Source organism: Streptomyces sp. NPDC029956 (assembly GCF_055574655.1).
The window spans coordinates 42,208-55,355 of record NZ_JBVHZJ010000031.1 but is presented as its reverse complement, the minus strand read 5'-3'; the positions used below and the strand labels follow the sequence as shown (position 1 = coordinate 55,355).

Below are 13,148 nucleotides of genomic sequence, written 5' to 3'. Positions count from 1 at the left end.
GTCATGGCACGCGAAGACCGAGACCGCGACCAGGAACGCTCCGAGAAGCCCGAATCCGGGCTTGACCGACTGCTCGGCGAACTGGGTGACTTCCTCAGCGCGCAGACCGGACAACTGGCCGAGAAGGCCACGGACAAACTCGAGGACGTCACCGACCAGCTGTACGACGTGGCCGACAACGGCGGCAAGATCACCGACATCGGCGGTCGATTGCTGAAGGGGGATTCCCCCGTCAAGGCCACGCTGGGCCATGCACTGGGGGGGCTCAAGGACAAGGTCACCGACACCGCGTCGAACCTGTTCGGCTCCGGCAAGGGAAAGCGCAAGAGCGGTACTCAGAAGGTCACCAACATCGTCGAGACGATCGACGTGGGTGCTCCACTCCGCAGGGTCTACAACCACTGGACCCAGTACGAGGATTTCAGCGACTTCACCAAGGGTGTCCGTAACGTCTCCCAGGGCGACGAGACGACCAGCGACTGGAAGGTCAAAGTCGGTCCGTCCACCCGCAGTTGGAAAGCGACGGTCCAGGAACAGGTCCCGGACGACTGCATCGTCTGGACCTCCGAGGGCGCCAAGGGGTCCGTCCGGGGCTGCGTCAGCTTCCACGAACTGGGCCCTACGCTCACCCGGATCCTGCTCACCGTCGAGTACTACCCCTCCGGCCTCTTCGAGAAGACCGGCAACCTCTGGAGGGCTCAAGGCCGCCGTCTCCGGTTGGACCTGAAGCACTTCCGCCGCCACGTCACCCTCACCGACGACGAGCCGGATGGCTGGCGCGGCGAGATCCGTGACGGCGAGGTCGTCCGCTCGCACGAGGAGGCACTCGAGGAAGAGGAGGCCGAACTCGACGAGGACGAGGACGAGGACGAGGCAGGCGAAGGAGGAGAAGAGGCCGAACAGCCCGAAGAGGAAGAGGAGGAGGACGAGGAAGAGGGAAGCAGCCCCGACGAGGAGTACGACGAGGGCGAACCGGACGAGGAGTACGAGCCGGAGGAAGAGGAAGAGCAGTACGACGAGGACGAGATCGACGAGGAGGGCCCCGCCGACACCGTGGACGAGGAGGCGCAGGAGGACGAGGAGGATGAGGAGGACGCTTACGAGACAGCGGGGCGCGGGCGGCGCCGACGCGGGCGCTGAGCGCCACGCCCCCCGCCCGGGCGACGGGGCGGAGCCGACCCGCACATGCGGAGGGGGGGGGGGGGGGGGGGGGGGGGGGGGGGGCCGCCCCCCCCCCCCCCCCCCCCCCCCCCCCCCCCCCCCCCATGCCCGGCGGCCGCGGCCCGTGAATCCGGCCGGCGGGGTCAGTGCCTGAACGTGTCCTTGACCTTCTCCGCCGCCTGCTTGGCGTCGCCTTCGACCTGCTCGGCACGGCCCTTCATCTCTAGGCTCTCGTTGCCGACGGCCTTGCCCGTCGTCTCCTTCACCCTGCCCTTGGCGGTCTTTGCGACGTTCTTGGCTTTCTTGCCTCCGGCCATGACATTCACCTTCCCGCACGTCTCATTCACACGTCTGGTAACGCGTCGTGTCTCTGCCACTGCCCGCGATGTCGGCATGCATGCACGGCCCACGGCGACCGATCCCGGAAAAGGGTCAACCCTTGAAGGAGTCTTTTCCCTTCTCCTTGCGCTCCCGGGCCTTTCCGCGAAGCCCCAGAGCAGCCCCCTTGGCCTCTGTGCTCTTCTTCCCCAGCACGTGTGCCGATTTCTGAACCGCCTTGCCGACAATCTGCTCGGCCTTGGCCTTGGCCTTCTCCTTGGCGCTCATGACAGACCTTCCTCCCGCACTCATGAGGAGCGCCTACCCGCGGCCGTGCGCAGGAACCGGCGAGTCCTGCGGGCATTCGGGGGGCCTGGCGGGGTAGCCGGACCCAGGGGGGCCGATACGAAAGGGAACACGCATGACGTCCTTCGGCTACTTCCTGTCCTGTGAGGAGTTCACCCCCGACCAGCTCCTGCGCCAGGCACGCCTGGCCGCGGACGCGGGATTCACCCGCCTGGCCATCTCCGACCACTTCCACCCGTGGACCAACGCGCAGGGGAGCAGCCCCTTCGTGTGGTCGATGATCGGCGCCCTGTCCCAGACGGTGGAACTGCCGGTCACCACGCTCGTCACCTGCCCCACGGTGCGGATGCACCCGGCGGTGACCGCCCAGGCGGCGGCGACCTCCAGCGTGCTCCTGGGTGGTCGGTTCACTCTGGGCGTGGGGACCGGTGAGGCGCTCAACGAGCACGTCCTCGGTGACCGGTGGCCCGCGTTCGACGAGCGGGCGGACATGCTGGAAGAGGCGGTGGAGGTGATGCGGAAGCTGTTCACCGGCCGCGAGACCAGCCACCGGGGCCGGCACTACACGGTCGACAACGCCCGCCTCTACACCGTTCCGGAGGCACCGCCCGGAATCCTGGTCTCCGGCTTCGGCCCGAAGGCCGCCGCACTCGCGGGGCGCATCGGGGACGGCTTCGTCACCATGGGCCCCGACGAGGAGGCCATCGCGTCGTTCCGCGAGGCGGGTGGGGCCGGCAAGCCCGTCGTCGGCGGCCTGAAGGTCTGCTGGGACCAGGACCGGGAGGCGGCCGTCGACACGGCACACCGCATGTGGCCGACCGAGCAGCTGCCCGGAGAACTGAACCAGATCCTCCCCACACCGGCGCACTTCGAGCAGGCCACCGAGCTCGTCACCCGGCAGCAGACGGCCGACTCCGTACCGTGCGGGTCGGACGTCGAGGAGCACGTGGCCGCAGTCCGCGCGTATGTGGACGCCGGGTTCGACGAGGTGTACGTCGGCCAGATCGGACAGGAGCAGGAGAACTTCTTCACGGCCTACCGCGAGAAGGTTCTCCCCGCTCTCGCTTCTCAGAAGGCGTCCTGAGCTGCGACCACCGTGAAGCGCGCCCCGTCGGGGTCGGTCAGGCCGACCCAGCGGCTCGTCCGGGACGTCCCCACGGGGCCGGCGGTCGCGCCTCCCATCCTGCGCGTGGCCTCGATCGCCTTCTCCAGGTCCGGTACGGGGAAGCTGACGTGCCAGCGCGGGCGGATCCCCGGGTCCGGTGCCTCGCCGACCACACCGCCGCTGATGCGTGCGACGGTGTCGTGGCCCTGCCGCAGGACGACATGATCATGTTCGTACGACGCCACGCAGCAGGCCGACCCTCCCCCGGCCCAGTCCAGAACCGCTCCGTAGAACGTCGCGGCTTCGACGGCGTCGCGCGTGTGCAGCTCCAGCCGGGCCGGGGCGCTGCCACGCCCCGTCGACCAGTCCGGTACGACCGTCCCTTCCCAGAACCCGAAGACCGCCCCGGCGGGATCGGCGGCCAGGCCGGCCCGTCCGGTGACGAAGGCGAGGGGGCCCACGGCCATCGTCGCCCCGCGTTCACGGATCCGCCCGGCCGTGAGGTCGGCGTCCGCGACGGCGAAGTACGGCGTCCAGGCCACCGGCATGTCGGGACGCTCGGCCGGCGCACCGATCCCCGCGACGGGCAGTCCCTCGTGGAGCGCGACCGAGAAACCTTCACCGAGGCCACTGGACCGGAACTCCCATCCGAGGACACCGGCGTAGAAGTGCTGCGCGGCAGCCAGGTCCCGGGCCAGCAGACTGACCCAGCACGGGGCACCCGCGATCTCTCGGCTCGACGTCGACACGGTGGTCACCCTCGGATCGGTCCTGCGGGACGAGACAATTCCACCCTAAACCGCTCGACAGGCGGAATGACTCTGTTCGTCCTAGTTTGTCAACGTCACTGTTTTCCCCACCCGAGAAGGACTGGTCATGGCTGACAAGGGCCGCACGGACAAGATCAAGGGCAAGGCGAAGGAAGCGGTCGGCAAGGTGACCGGCGACGAGCGCATGAAGACCGAGGGCCGGATGGACCAGGCGGAAGGCAAGGCGAAGGAAGCCATGTCCGACGCCAAGGACGCCCTCCGCGACAAGCGCGACAAGCGCTGAACCTCGGCCGGGAGAAGGGTCCACCCTCGAGGGGTGGACCCTTTCTCGCGCTCACTCCCCGTGCACGACCCCCACGCGCTCACTCCCCGTGCACGACCCCCACACGCTCCCTCCCGGTACACGTGCCTCGTGACGGCGGTCGCCTCGCGGCGGACCCCCGGTGGCGGCTTTCACCGAGGCGGACGAGGGTAGGCGTGCGAGACGACGAAAGGCAGCAGAGTCATGACCGAGAGCCGACCCGCGACGACGACCGACTCCGGAGCCCCGGTGGAGAGCGACGAGCACTCGCTCACCGTGGGTCCAGGAGGGCCGGTCCTCCTGCAGGACGCCTACCTGATCGAGCAGATGGCGCAGTTCAACCGTGAGCGCATCCCGGAGCGCCAGCCGCACGCCAAGGGCAGCGGCGCGTTCGGCCGCTTCGAGGTCACCCACGACGTCAGCCGCTACACCAAGGCCGCGCTGTTCCAGCCGGGGACCCGCACCGACCTGGTCGCCCGCTTCTCCACGGTGGCCGGCGAGCGCGGCAGCCCGGACACCTGGCGCGACCCGCGCGGCTTCGCGGTGAAGTTCTACACCTCCCAGGGCAACTACGACATGGTCGGCAACAACACTCCGGTGTTCTTCGTGAAGGACCCGATGAAGTTCCAGCACTTCATCCGGTCCCAGAAGCGCCGCGCCGACAGCAACCTGCGTGACCATGACATGCAGTGGGACTTCTGGACCCTCTCCCCCGAGTCCGCGCACCAGGTCACCTGGCTGATGGGCGACCGTGGCATCCCGCGCACCTGGCGCCATATGAACGGGTACACCTCCCACACCTACATGTGGATCAACGCGTCCGGTGAGCGCTTCTGGGTGAAGTACCACTTCAAGACCGACCAGGGCATCGACTTCCTCACCCAGGCCGACGCCGACCGGCTGGCGGGCGTCGACCCGGACTTCCACATGCGGGACCTCTTCGAGCACATCAGGGACGGGGACCTCCCCTCGTGGACGCTGCACGTCCAGGTGATGCCGTACGAGGACGCGGCCGGGTACCGGTTCAACCCGTTCGACCTCACCAAGGTCTGGCCGCACGGCGACTACCCGCTCCTCCCCGTCGGCCGGATGACCCTGGACCGCAACCCCACCGACAACCACGCCGAGATCGAACAGGCGGCCTTCCAGCCGAACAACTTCGTTCCCGGCATCGGGCCCAGCCCCGACCGGATGCTGCTGGGCCGGCTCTTCTCCTACGCGGACGCCCACCGGGCCCGTATCGGCGTCAACTACCAGCAGCTTCCGGTGAACGCGCCCGTCGTCGACGTCCACACGTACTCGAAGGACGGGGCGATGGCGTACCGGAAGACGTCCGATCCGGTCTACGCGCCGAACTCCAAGGGCGGGCCCGCCGCCGACACCGAGCAGTACGGGAGCCCGCCGAGCTGGACCGCCGACGGCGAGATCACCCGGGCGGCCTACGTCTCGCATGCCGAGGACGACGACTGGGGGCAGCCCGGCACCCTCGTGCGCGAGGTCCTGGACGACGCGGCCCGCGACCGGCTCGTGGACAACGTGGTCGGCCATCTCCTCGACGGCGTGAGCGAGCCGGTCCTGGAGCGTGCCTTCACGTACTGGTCGAACATCGACCAGACCCTCGGCAAGCGCATCTCCGAGGGCGTCCGCGCCAAGCAGGCCTCGTAGGTCCGACCCGGTCGTGTTCAGAACTCCACCGTGATGAAGCCGTCCGCGCCGTCCTCCGACGGCGCGTGCACGGTGTAGCCGAACCGGTCCTCGAGGTCGGGCACGTCCCAGTTCGCCGCCCGTTCGCGGTAGTTGAAGAAGAGGTCCTTCGTCGCCCCGCCGTTCTTCAGGATCCGGGCGATCGCGATGTCGTCGGGGTGGCCGTGGACCCGTCCGTTGGTGGAGATCAGGTAGCGGCCGCAGTCGAGGAGACCGAGGAGGTTGTTCGAGAGGTTCTTGGCACTGCCGTGATGGGCGACCTTCAGGGCGTCGACCCGCAGCCGGCCGTTCTCCGCCTCGGCGCGCGGGCGGAGCGAGGCCACCAGGCGCGGGTCGTCCGCGTCCCCGGTGAGGATGATGCGGGTGCCCTCGAACTCGAAGAGCAGACCGATGCTGGTCGGGTTCGTCGGGGAGCCGTCCCGCTTGAAGGGCGCTGCGGCCAGCTCGTCGACGTCGATCGCCCCGAAGCGTTCGATCCCCTCCTCCGGCTGCCTCTCCTCGGGGTCGACCCCCGGAATCAGGCCGGCTGCCTCGCACTTCGTCCTCCAGGTCGCGATCAGCGACTCCAGGAGCCGGCGGTCCGGGGCGAGCACCTCCATGGTGGAGCCGTCGTCGAACCAGGTCGGCGGGTGGTCGACCTCGATGCTGCGGCCGGCGAACGCGGCGTTCCAGGGGAGGCTCTGCTTCATGAGCTCGGTGGTGAGCAGCTCCCCGTCGACGGCGCCGAAGACCTCGCGGTCGTGCAGGTGGTCGAAGCCGTTGAACCACACGTCGCCGAGTTCCACCGGCCGCTCGGGGTCGCCGAGCAGCGCCAGCACCCCGAGGATGTGGTCTTGGTCGACATGGGTCACGACGAGCACGTCGATCGGGCCGTCCAGTCCGGCCAGGAGCGGCCTGATCCGCGCGTAGGTGCCCCGGCGCCCGCCGTCGACGAGGATCCGACGGACGAAGTCGTCGTTGCCGTATTCGAGGAGCAGACAGTCGCCGTCCTCTGCGGGCAGCATGCTGAGGCGGATCATCACGCGCTCCCTTGACGCAGGTCGAGGATGAGGAACGGCTCGCGCATGTCGGCCAGCCACGAGAGCCGGCGGACCTGGTCGAGCCGGGACGCGCACTCGGGGTCGTCGGGGAAGGCGGCGAGTCCGTCGGCGAGCCAGGTGAGACCGAGGGTGTAGAAGGGGATCCCCCGGTCGAAGGCGTCGATCAGCCCGTCCCTGGCCTCCTTCCGGTCGGCCCCGGGCCGGCGCAGCAGCCGTACGGCCCGCAGGATCGCGCCGTCACCGAGCCAGGGGCAGCGGTCGGTCAGCAGCCGCAGCCAGGGGTCCCAGTACGTCTCCTCGGTCCTGTGGTCGGTGCCGAGCAGCACGTACGATGCGGCGGTCGCCGCGAGCGGAATACCGGCATCGGTGGGCGGGCTCCCGGGACCGGAGGGGAGCGTCTTCTCCACGTCGGTGAAGAGCTGCGCCGCGGTGTCCAGGGCGCCCTGGGCCATGTACGCGAGCCCGGCGCCGAACAGCGGGTCGCGTACGGCCACGGCGACGGCGCTGCCGGTGGGGCTCTGCCGCAGGTTGACCAGGACCTCGACCTCGCTGGTCCCCCAGGGCAGGGGGAGGGTGACGAGCCGTACGGCTCCCGCCGCCTCCACGACGAGGAACTGCCGCTCGCCGACCGGGCCGCCGGGGGCGAGGGCGGGGCCGTCGGGGCCGAACCGGTAGAGCGGGGTGACGTCGGCCCCGCGTTCGGTGGGTGTCGGCAGCGGGCGGGGGGCGCTTCGGGCGATGAGCGGAGCGACCGACGGCCTCGCGGGGTCCTCTTCGAGGGCCAGCATCGACGCGTAGGACCAGGCGGCCGGCAGGGAGTCGCCGACCCAGGTGGCGAGCGCCGAGACCTCGCCGACGGACTCGGGCAGGAATCCGTCCTCTCCGACGGCGGGCGCGACCATGGACCGCGAGGCGACCGACTCGGGAAGCGGGACCACGGTGGCACCGTGGTAGACGCGCTCGGGCTCGATGTTGCCCATGAGGTACTGCCAGGCGTGCGTCCCGTACGGCGAGTCGGTCATGTCGAAGTCCACCGCGGCCGACCGGCCCTCCACCGCCTCGGCGTCCTTCGTCAGCACCATCCCCGAGGGCAGGGTCGCGGACACGATGTAGCGTCCGGGCGCGACCGGGTACGCGGTGGGCCGGGGCGAACGCCCGCAGGGGATGAGGATGTTGCGCAGCGAGGGGCCGTCGAGGTCGACCGAGCGGATGGCGCCGACGATCACCGCCTCGTTGAACTCCCCGGCGGGAGAGAGGAGGAGCCGGACGGCGAGCGTGGCGTTCATGGTCGGGCCAGGACGACGCGGAACATCGGAGGGCGGGCGTCGAACATCTCTCGGCGGGTGTCCCCGGGCCCGAGGAGGGCCTCGACCTCGTACTGTCCGAACGGCAGGTACAGGGGCCACTCTCCGTCGTCGGCCTCGTCGTCGGCGGGCGGTGGGCGCCGCCGCTCCTGCTGGGCCGGATGCCGGCAGACGAACTCCGCGCGGGCGTTGTCCTCGGCGGGGTCGCAGCCGACGTACACGGGGACGATCGGGGCTCCCGTCAGTTCGTGGAAGTCGAAGTCGAACGACTCCGGGCTCACCGGGACGGCGGCCCCGGCGAGGGTGCCCGCGAAGGGGATGGCCCGCATGAACTGACTGATCGCGTGCATGAGGGTCTGGGTCGTCACCCGCCACACCCGGCCCTGGGTGTTCTCGCTTCCGGCGCCGTCGAAGCTCCGCAGCAGGGCGTCGGTGAACAGGCTGACGCGGCCGGCGCGGGCGAAGGACTCCTGACCGTGCAGGGTCGCGAAGTAGACGGCGTGCTTCCGTGGCACGAGGCCGTCGGGGCGCAGGGTACTGCCGCTGAGCGGGACCCGTCCGAGGTTGTCCGTTCCCACGCGTCTGACGAGCGTGTCGGAACCCGCCCGGCAGGCGTCCACGAAGAACACCTGCTGTGCGGCACGGCAGTTGTTGAGCCCGTTCTTCAGCGCCTCGAACTGCAGAGCGCCGTTCATCGGGCTGTTGCGGTCGGCGAAGACGTCCGACGCGAGGAGGGACGTGGTGATGCCCAGGGAGACGCCGTGACCGCAGAAGTAGAAGACCAGCCTGGCGTCGTCGTGGTCTCCCCGGTCCTTCCACTCCGTGACGGCGGCGACGATGTTGTCGATGGTTGCCTCTTCCACGACCTGCTCCACCCCCGTGCCCGGGTGGACGAAGGGGGTGGGGGCGGCCTCGCTCAACAGCAGCGCGAGGCTCCCCAGGGGTCTGCTCCTGTCGTGGTACCCGCCGATCATCCAGGTCGCGAACTCGCGTGCCGAGACGGGTGGCGAGGAGAGCTGCCGCATGGCCAGGGCGCCGGGATGGTCCGTCGGCGACCGGCCGCCCTGCAGATGCGTGTACGCACCGACGCCGATGACGAGTGCGTGTGTTGCCGCGACGCCCACGTCCTCGGAGACGTGAACGGTGAATCCGGCCATGGAACCTCCACGTGACGCACGGACAGGCCGGTGGGAGGCTTTGCTTCTAGCATAGGAGGAAGAGCGGCTTATGTCCCTCGGAGGCCGTGATGGGAAAGAACATCGTGGTGTGCCTGGACGGGACGGGCAACCAGCTCAAGGCCCGCGGCAACACCAATGTCGTCCACCTCTACGAGATGCTCGACCTCAGTGACCCGACGGCGCAGATCGCCTACTACGACCCGGGCGTCGGTACGTTCTCCGCCGCCGGCGCCTGGACCGTGCCGGCCCGGAAGCTCTCCCGGCTCCTCGGCCTCGCCTTCGGCGCCGGGCTCAAGGAGAACCTGGCCGAGGCGTACACCTATCTGATGCATCATTACGAACCCGGCGACCGGATCTACCTCTTCGGTTTCAGCCGCGGCGCGTACACCGCACGGGCCCTCGCGGGCCTGCTCAAGGCGGTCGGTCTGCTGCGACCCGGGTCGGAGAACCTCGTGCCGTACGCGATCTCCGTGTACGCCAAGAACCGGACCTGGACCGACGACGACTGGAGGCAACTGCACCAGTTCGCCGGTGCGTTCAGCAGGAAGGTGGACGACCGTACCGGAATCCCCGTTCATTTCATGGGGCTCTGGGACTCGGTCAAGGCGGCCGGACTGCTGCGTTGGAACCTGCGCTGGCTCTTCACACGACAAATCCCCAACGTGGGCCGCGTGCGCCACGCCGTCTCCATCGACGAGAAGCGCCGACCGTACGAGGAGTACCTCGTCCTGCCGCCGGAGAAGCCGGGGGCACCGGGCCCGCTCATCGAGGAGGCCTGGTTCGCCGGAGTCCACTCCGACGTGGGCGGCACCTTCGACGACGACCCGAAGCTCCCCACCGTCGCGCTCAAGTGGATCGTGGACGGCGCCCTCGACGCGGACCTCCTGCTCAGGAGGAAGGCGTACGGCAGGCACCTCACGCTCGACGCCGGCCACGCGCTGGGCACCGTGCACCGGATGGGCGCCGTGTGGGCCCTGCTCACCTACCGACCGCGCCGGGTCCCCTCCGGTGCGCGGGTGCACGAGAGCGTACGGCTGCGGATCGAGACGGACACGGGGTACGGGAGGCGGATCCCGGACGGGGTGATCTGGACGGACAAGGACTGGTTGACACCGCATCCGCGTGCGGGGGCGGGAGCCGGTTCCGGGGCGACGGCGGTGACAGGAACGAGGACCGGGTGAGCGGCCCGGTCCTCCGTGTCACGTCTGTTGCTCGAAGTGCTCCAGAAGCCTCTGCTGGAGCGACTGAAGGATGAGCGCGTGCTGCTTGAGCATCGACAGGCGGTTCGCCGCGGTGGCGGCGTACTCCGCGTCCGTCTCCGCCTGAGTCGTCGCCGCGGTGAGGAGGTAGCCGCTGAGGGCGTCCACGGCCGATGCCTCGTCGAAGACCTGTCCCCTTCGCATCAGACAGCGGTCCAGGGGCGTCTCGTCACCGGCGATCACGTTGGCGACGACGGACGGCTGCCAGTCGTCCGCGTTGGTCAACGAGTGATGCGTGTCGAACCCCACGGTGACCACTTCGCCTTCGGGGATCTCCACATCGTACCGGCCGTCCTCATCGGTGTAGGCCCGGTCGATCAGTGACAGATCGCCGCGGTAGACGCTGACCTTGATCATGAAGATCGGCTTCTTGTCGTCGATCGCTCGTACGTACCCGAACATGAGAGTCTCCTCTCGGCCGGAACCTCGGGTTCGGTCGGAGTGCCGGAGCGGGCGAGGGCGCCGGGCACCCGCTTCTCCCTCCAGTCTGTCCGCACCCAACACCCGCCGCCATTCGGCGTGTTTCGCGCGTGGGCGTCTCGGAGCACCGGTCTCGGCGATGCCCCGGCACGGGCCGGGGTCAGGGACGTCCTGCCGCCGCGAGTGCGGTGAGGACCCGGTGGGTCTTGCTCTCGGGGAGTTCGGAGGGCGTCACCCCGAGCTCACGCATCGCCTCCTCCAGCTTCCGTTGTCTGCGCTCGGCCCGAGCCGTCAACTCCGCGGCGGCCTCACCGGCCTTGGGCTTCACCCGGGTCGAGGCCTCCAGGAATTCCAGGCCTGCGACCCGCCAGGCCTCCAGGTCGACCTCCACGTCGCCGAGCGCGACGTCGGTGGCCTTCGTGGAGAGCACCGGCCCCAGTGCGACCATCCCGTCGAGCGGGACGGTGGGTGCGCAGACGTCAAGGAACTGGTCCTGCACGTCGTCGATCGACGCAGCGGAGTCGGCCCCCGGCTGGACCACGCCCAGCAACGCGCCCGGAGGGTGATCGACGGTCAGGGAGGCGGCCAGCATCCGGCGGTCCGCCGACCAGTCCGCCTCGATCCGGTACGTGAACGGCGTGGCGTCGAACGGGTCCGTGAACCGGCCGATCAGCTGTTCCCGCGTGCAGGGCCGCAACTTCACGGTCAGCTCGTCTCGACCGGCACCGATCCTGAACCGTACGATCACGCCCGCGTCCAGCAGCGGCACCCGGCCCTCGGCGACACCGTCCCGGTCCTCCGCGAACCAGATCCGGCGCGTGGTCTGCGCGGCGTTCGCACCGCCCAACGCCGACATCGCCGCTGCGACCTCACCCTCGATGTTGACCTTGATCTCGATCGGCAGCAGGTTCATGACATCGCTCCCGCATCATTGCCGGGTGAATCAGGAAGATACGCCTGTTCCATGGTATTCACCGCGCCGCATGCGCGTCGCCTCGTCGGGATGCGTCCGGTGTCGGCCGCCCGCCCGGGAGGCGCGGAGCGGGCCGGCCGACGTCGTGATCACAGCGGCTGTTCCGGCCAGTCCAGGAGGCGGGCGCCGATGACGGCGGTCTGGAGGGTGTAGCGCTGGACGGGATCGCCGGGGTCCGCGCCGGTCAGGCGGTGGACCCGGTCGAGACGGTAGGTCATGGCCCGCACGCTGAGGTTGAGACGGCGGGCCGCCTGCGCGGTGACACAGCCGGTGTCGAAGTACGCGGTGAGGGTGTCCAGGAGCGGCTTCGCGCCGCCGCGTGCCTGCTGGAGGGGGCCGAGGACGGTACTCACGAGGTCGGCCATGGCCTGTCGGTCACGGGTGAGGACGGGGTAGACGAGGAGGTCGACCGCGTACAGGACCGGTTCGTCCAGGTCCATGCGGGCGGCGAGGTCGAGGGCGTTGAGTGCTTCCTCGTACGAGTGGACCACGCCGCCCGCACCCGGGTGCGGGCGGCCGACGGCGACCTGGCCGCCGTCGGTCGCGGCGTGCGCCTGCTTGGCGAAGTGGGTGAGCACCTCGGGTTCGTCGGCCGGCGCGACGCAGATCAGCCGGCCGTCCTTGGTGGTGAGCAGGATGCGGCGGTTCCCGAAGCGGGCGAGGAGCGAGGACTCGACGGTACGGGCGACCTCGTACCCGTCGCCGTACGGCTCCCGCCCCTGGGCCACGGCCACGGCGTGGGCGTGGGCGAGGAGCAGCCCGAAGCGTTCGGCGCGCTCCGCCAGGCGGCCGAGGTCGCTCCGGCCGTACAGCAGGTCGTCGACGAACTCGCGCCGTGCAGCCTCCTCCTGACGCATCGCCAGACGCTGTGCCCGCTCGTGACCCTCGGCGAAGGCGTCGACGGCCTGCTCCACGGCGCTGAGGAGATGGTCGGCGACGGCTCCCGGCAGTCCCGCGAGCACCCGCTGCGCGGCGGAGTGGTGGGCGCGCACGAGTGACCGCAGCCCGACACCTGCCTCCGCGGCCCGCTCCCCCCGGGAGCGGAGCGTCTCGCGTTCCTCCCGGGTCAGCCTGCGACGGGTGGCGCACACGCTGGCCAGGATCTCGGCGTACCCGTCCAGATACTCCTCGCCCGGCATTCTCTCCGTCACGTTCCCTCCCCCATCACCGACGCGTCCCCGACGAGTTCCTGACGCGCGATGATCAAGACTGGCATGCCGTCGGCGCGGGTTCGCGACCGGCATCATGAACGCGTCAAAGACTGCCGGGTCCCGGCAATGTGGGCGAGGTCCATGGTGCGCCAGGATGG

At 69.8% G+C, this 13,148-nt stretch carries 14 protein-coding genes; 5 read left to right on the top strand and 9 right to left on the bottom strand.

The features are described 5' to 3' along the window. Positions 1-3 precede the first annotated feature (3 nt). Positions 4-1,140, top strand: a complete 1,137-nt coding sequence (locus ACZ4XX_RS23855; RefSeq protein ID WP_468509888.1) for an SRPBCC family protein — start codon at positions 4-6, stop codon at positions 1,138-1,140. Positions 1,141-1,304: 164 nt separating this feature from the next. Here ACZ4XX_RS23855 and ACZ4XX_RS23850 read toward each other — a convergent pair whose 3' ends face one another. Then, a complete protein-coding gene (locus ACZ4XX_RS23850; RefSeq protein WP_468509887.1) occupies positions 1,305-1,478 on the bottom strand; it encodes a CsbD family protein in 174 nt (57 codons plus the stop codon). Between the two features lie 115 nt (positions 1,479-1,593). Beyond that, positions 1,594-1,767 carry a hypothetical protein gene (locus tag ACZ4XX_RS23845; RefSeq protein WP_468509886.1) on the bottom strand — a complete coding sequence of 58 codons (174 nt, stop codon included), beginning with the start codon at positions 1,765-1,767 and terminating at the stop codon, positions 1,594-1,596. Positions 1,768-1,900: 133 nt separating this feature from the next. On the opposite strand from ACZ4XX_RS23845, the gene ACZ4XX_RS23840 reads away from it, so the two are divergent. Beyond that, positions 1,901-2,869 (top strand): TIGR03557 family F420-dependent LLM class oxidoreductase, encoded by a 969-nt coding sequence (locus ACZ4XX_RS23840; RefSeq protein ID WP_468509885.1) that lies wholly within the window; start codon positions 1,901-1,903, stop codon positions 2,867-2,869. Here the strand turns inward: ACZ4XX_RS23840 and ACZ4XX_RS23835 are convergent. Next, positions 2,854-3,639 carry a VOC family protein gene (locus ACZ4XX_RS23835; RefSeq protein WP_468509884.1) on the bottom strand — a complete coding sequence of 262 codons (786 nt, stop codon included), beginning with the start codon at positions 3,637-3,639 and terminating at the stop codon, positions 2,854-2,856. The genes ACZ4XX_RS23840 and ACZ4XX_RS23835 overlap by 16 nt on opposite strands. Positions 3,640-3,766: 127 nt before the next feature. Here ACZ4XX_RS23835 and ACZ4XX_RS23830 point away from each other — a divergent pair, with 127 nt between their 5' ends. Both ACZ4XX_RS23830 and ACZ4XX_RS23825 read left to right on the top strand, forming a co-directional pair. After that, a complete protein-coding gene (locus ACZ4XX_RS23830) occupies positions 3,767-3,943 on the top strand; it encodes a CsbD family protein (RefSeq protein WP_468509883.1) in 177 nt (58 codons plus the stop codon). A gap of 222 nt (positions 3,944-4,165) precedes the next feature. Further along, positions 4,166-5,626 (top strand): catalase, encoded by a 1,461-nt coding sequence (locus ACZ4XX_RS23825; protein ID WP_468509882.1) that lies wholly within the window; start codon positions 4,166-4,168, stop codon positions 5,624-5,626. Between the two features lie 17 nt (positions 5,627-5,643). Here ACZ4XX_RS23825 and ACZ4XX_RS23820 read toward each other — a convergent pair whose 3' ends face one another. Genes ACZ4XX_RS23820 through ACZ4XX_RS23810 form a run of 3 tightly spaced genes read right to left on the bottom strand, consistent with a single transcriptional unit; the run spans position 5,644 to position 9,166 of the window. Then, a complete protein-coding gene (locus tag ACZ4XX_RS23820; protein ID WP_468509881.1) occupies positions 5,644-6,684 on the bottom strand; it encodes an MBL fold metallo-hydrolase in 1,041 nt (346 codons plus the stop codon). Further along, complete coding sequence (locus tag ACZ4XX_RS23815) at positions 6,684-7,991, bottom strand: hypothetical protein (protein WP_468509880.1); 1,308 nt, start codon at positions 7,989-7,991, stop codon at positions 6,684-6,686. Before ACZ4XX_RS23815 ends, ACZ4XX_RS23820 begins: the two co-directional genes overlap by 1 nt. Further along, positions 7,988-9,166: a caspase family protein gene (locus tag ACZ4XX_RS23810; protein WP_468509879.1), complete on the bottom strand. Its 1,179-nt coding sequence runs from the start codon at positions 9,164-9,166 to the stop codon at positions 7,988-7,990. The genes ACZ4XX_RS23815 and ACZ4XX_RS23810 overlap by 4 nt, the downstream gene beginning before the upstream one ends. Positions 9,167-9,255: 89 nt before the next feature. On the opposite strand from ACZ4XX_RS23810, the gene ACZ4XX_RS23805 reads away from it, so the two are divergent. Beyond that, positions 9,256-10,368 carry a DUF2235 domain-containing protein gene (locus ACZ4XX_RS23805; protein WP_468509878.1) on the top strand — a complete coding sequence of 371 codons (1,113 nt, stop codon included), beginning with the start codon at positions 9,256-9,258 and terminating at the stop codon, positions 10,366-10,368. An 18-nt stretch (positions 10,369-10,386) separates the two neighbouring features. Here ACZ4XX_RS23805 and ACZ4XX_RS23800 read toward each other — a convergent pair whose 3' ends face one another. From ACZ4XX_RS23800 to ACZ4XX_RS23790, 3 genes are all read right to left on the bottom strand, one after another. Next, positions 10,387-10,848 (bottom strand): carboxypeptidase regulatory-like domain-containing protein, encoded by a 462-nt coding sequence (locus ACZ4XX_RS23800; RefSeq protein WP_468509877.1) that lies wholly within the window; start codon positions 10,846-10,848, stop codon positions 10,387-10,389. Between the two features lie 178 nt (positions 10,849-11,026). Beyond that, positions 11,027-11,779 (bottom strand): hypothetical protein, encoded by a 753-nt coding sequence (locus tag ACZ4XX_RS23795; protein ID WP_468509876.1) that lies wholly within the window; start codon positions 11,777-11,779, stop codon positions 11,027-11,029. Positions 11,780-11,928: 149 nt separating this feature from the next. Continuing rightward, positions 11,929-12,978, bottom strand: a complete 1,050-nt coding sequence (locus ACZ4XX_RS23790; RefSeq protein ID WP_468509919.1) for a PucR family transcriptional regulator — start codon at positions 12,976-12,978, stop codon at positions 11,929-11,931. Positions 12,979-13,148: the final 170 nt, after the last annotated feature.

Bases quoted from the DNA above. Each gene is read 5' to 3' on its own strand.
- ACZ4XX_RS23855 (WP_468509888.1), top strand. From the start codon at position 4: ATGGCACGCGAAGACCGAGACCGCGACCAGGAACGCTCCGAGAAGCCC.
- ACZ4XX_RS23850 (WP_468509887.1), bottom strand. From the start codon at position 1,478: ATGGCCGGAGGCAAGAAAGCCAAGAACGTCGCAAAGACCGCCAAGGGC.
- ACZ4XX_RS23845 (WP_468509886.1), bottom strand. From the start codon at position 1,767: ATGAGCGCCAAGGAGAAGGCCAAGGCCAAGGCCGAGCAGATTGTCGGC.
- ACZ4XX_RS23840 (WP_468509885.1), top strand. From the start codon at position 1,901: ATGACGTCCTTCGGCTACTTCCTGTCCTGTGAGGAGTTCACCCCCGAC.
- ACZ4XX_RS23830 (WP_468509883.1), top strand. From the start codon at position 3,767: ATGGCTGACAAGGGCCGCACGGACAAGATCAAGGGCAAGGCGAAGGAA.
- ACZ4XX_RS23825 (WP_468509882.1), top strand. From the start codon at position 4,166: ATGACCGAGAGCCGACCCGCGACGACGACCGACTCCGGAGCCCCGGTG.
- ACZ4XX_RS23820 (WP_468509881.1), bottom strand. From the start codon at position 6,684: ATGATCCGCCTCAGCATGCTGCCCGCAGAGGACGGCGACTGTCTGCTC.
- ACZ4XX_RS23815 (WP_468509880.1), bottom strand. From the start codon at position 7,991: ATGAACGCCACGCTCGCCGTCCGGCTCCTCCTCTCTCCCGCCGGGGAG.
- ACZ4XX_RS23810 (WP_468509879.1), bottom strand. From the start codon at position 9,166: ATGGCCGGATTCACCGTTCACGTCTCCGAGGACGTGGGCGTCGCGGCA.
- ACZ4XX_RS23805 (WP_468509878.1), top strand. From the start codon at position 9,256: ATGGGAAAGAACATCGTGGTGTGCCTGGACGGGACGGGCAACCAGCTC.
- ACZ4XX_RS23800 (WP_468509877.1), bottom strand. From the start codon at position 10,848: ATGTTCGGGTACGTACGAGCGATCGACGACAAGAAGCCGATCTTCATG.
- ACZ4XX_RS23795 (WP_468509876.1), bottom strand. From the start codon at position 11,779: ATGAACCTGCTGCCGATCGAGATCAAGGTCAACATCGAGGGTGAGGTC.
- ACZ4XX_RS23790 (WP_468509919.1), bottom strand. From the start codon at position 12,978: ATGCCGGGCGAGGAGTATCTGGACGGGTACGCCGAGATCCTGGCCAGC.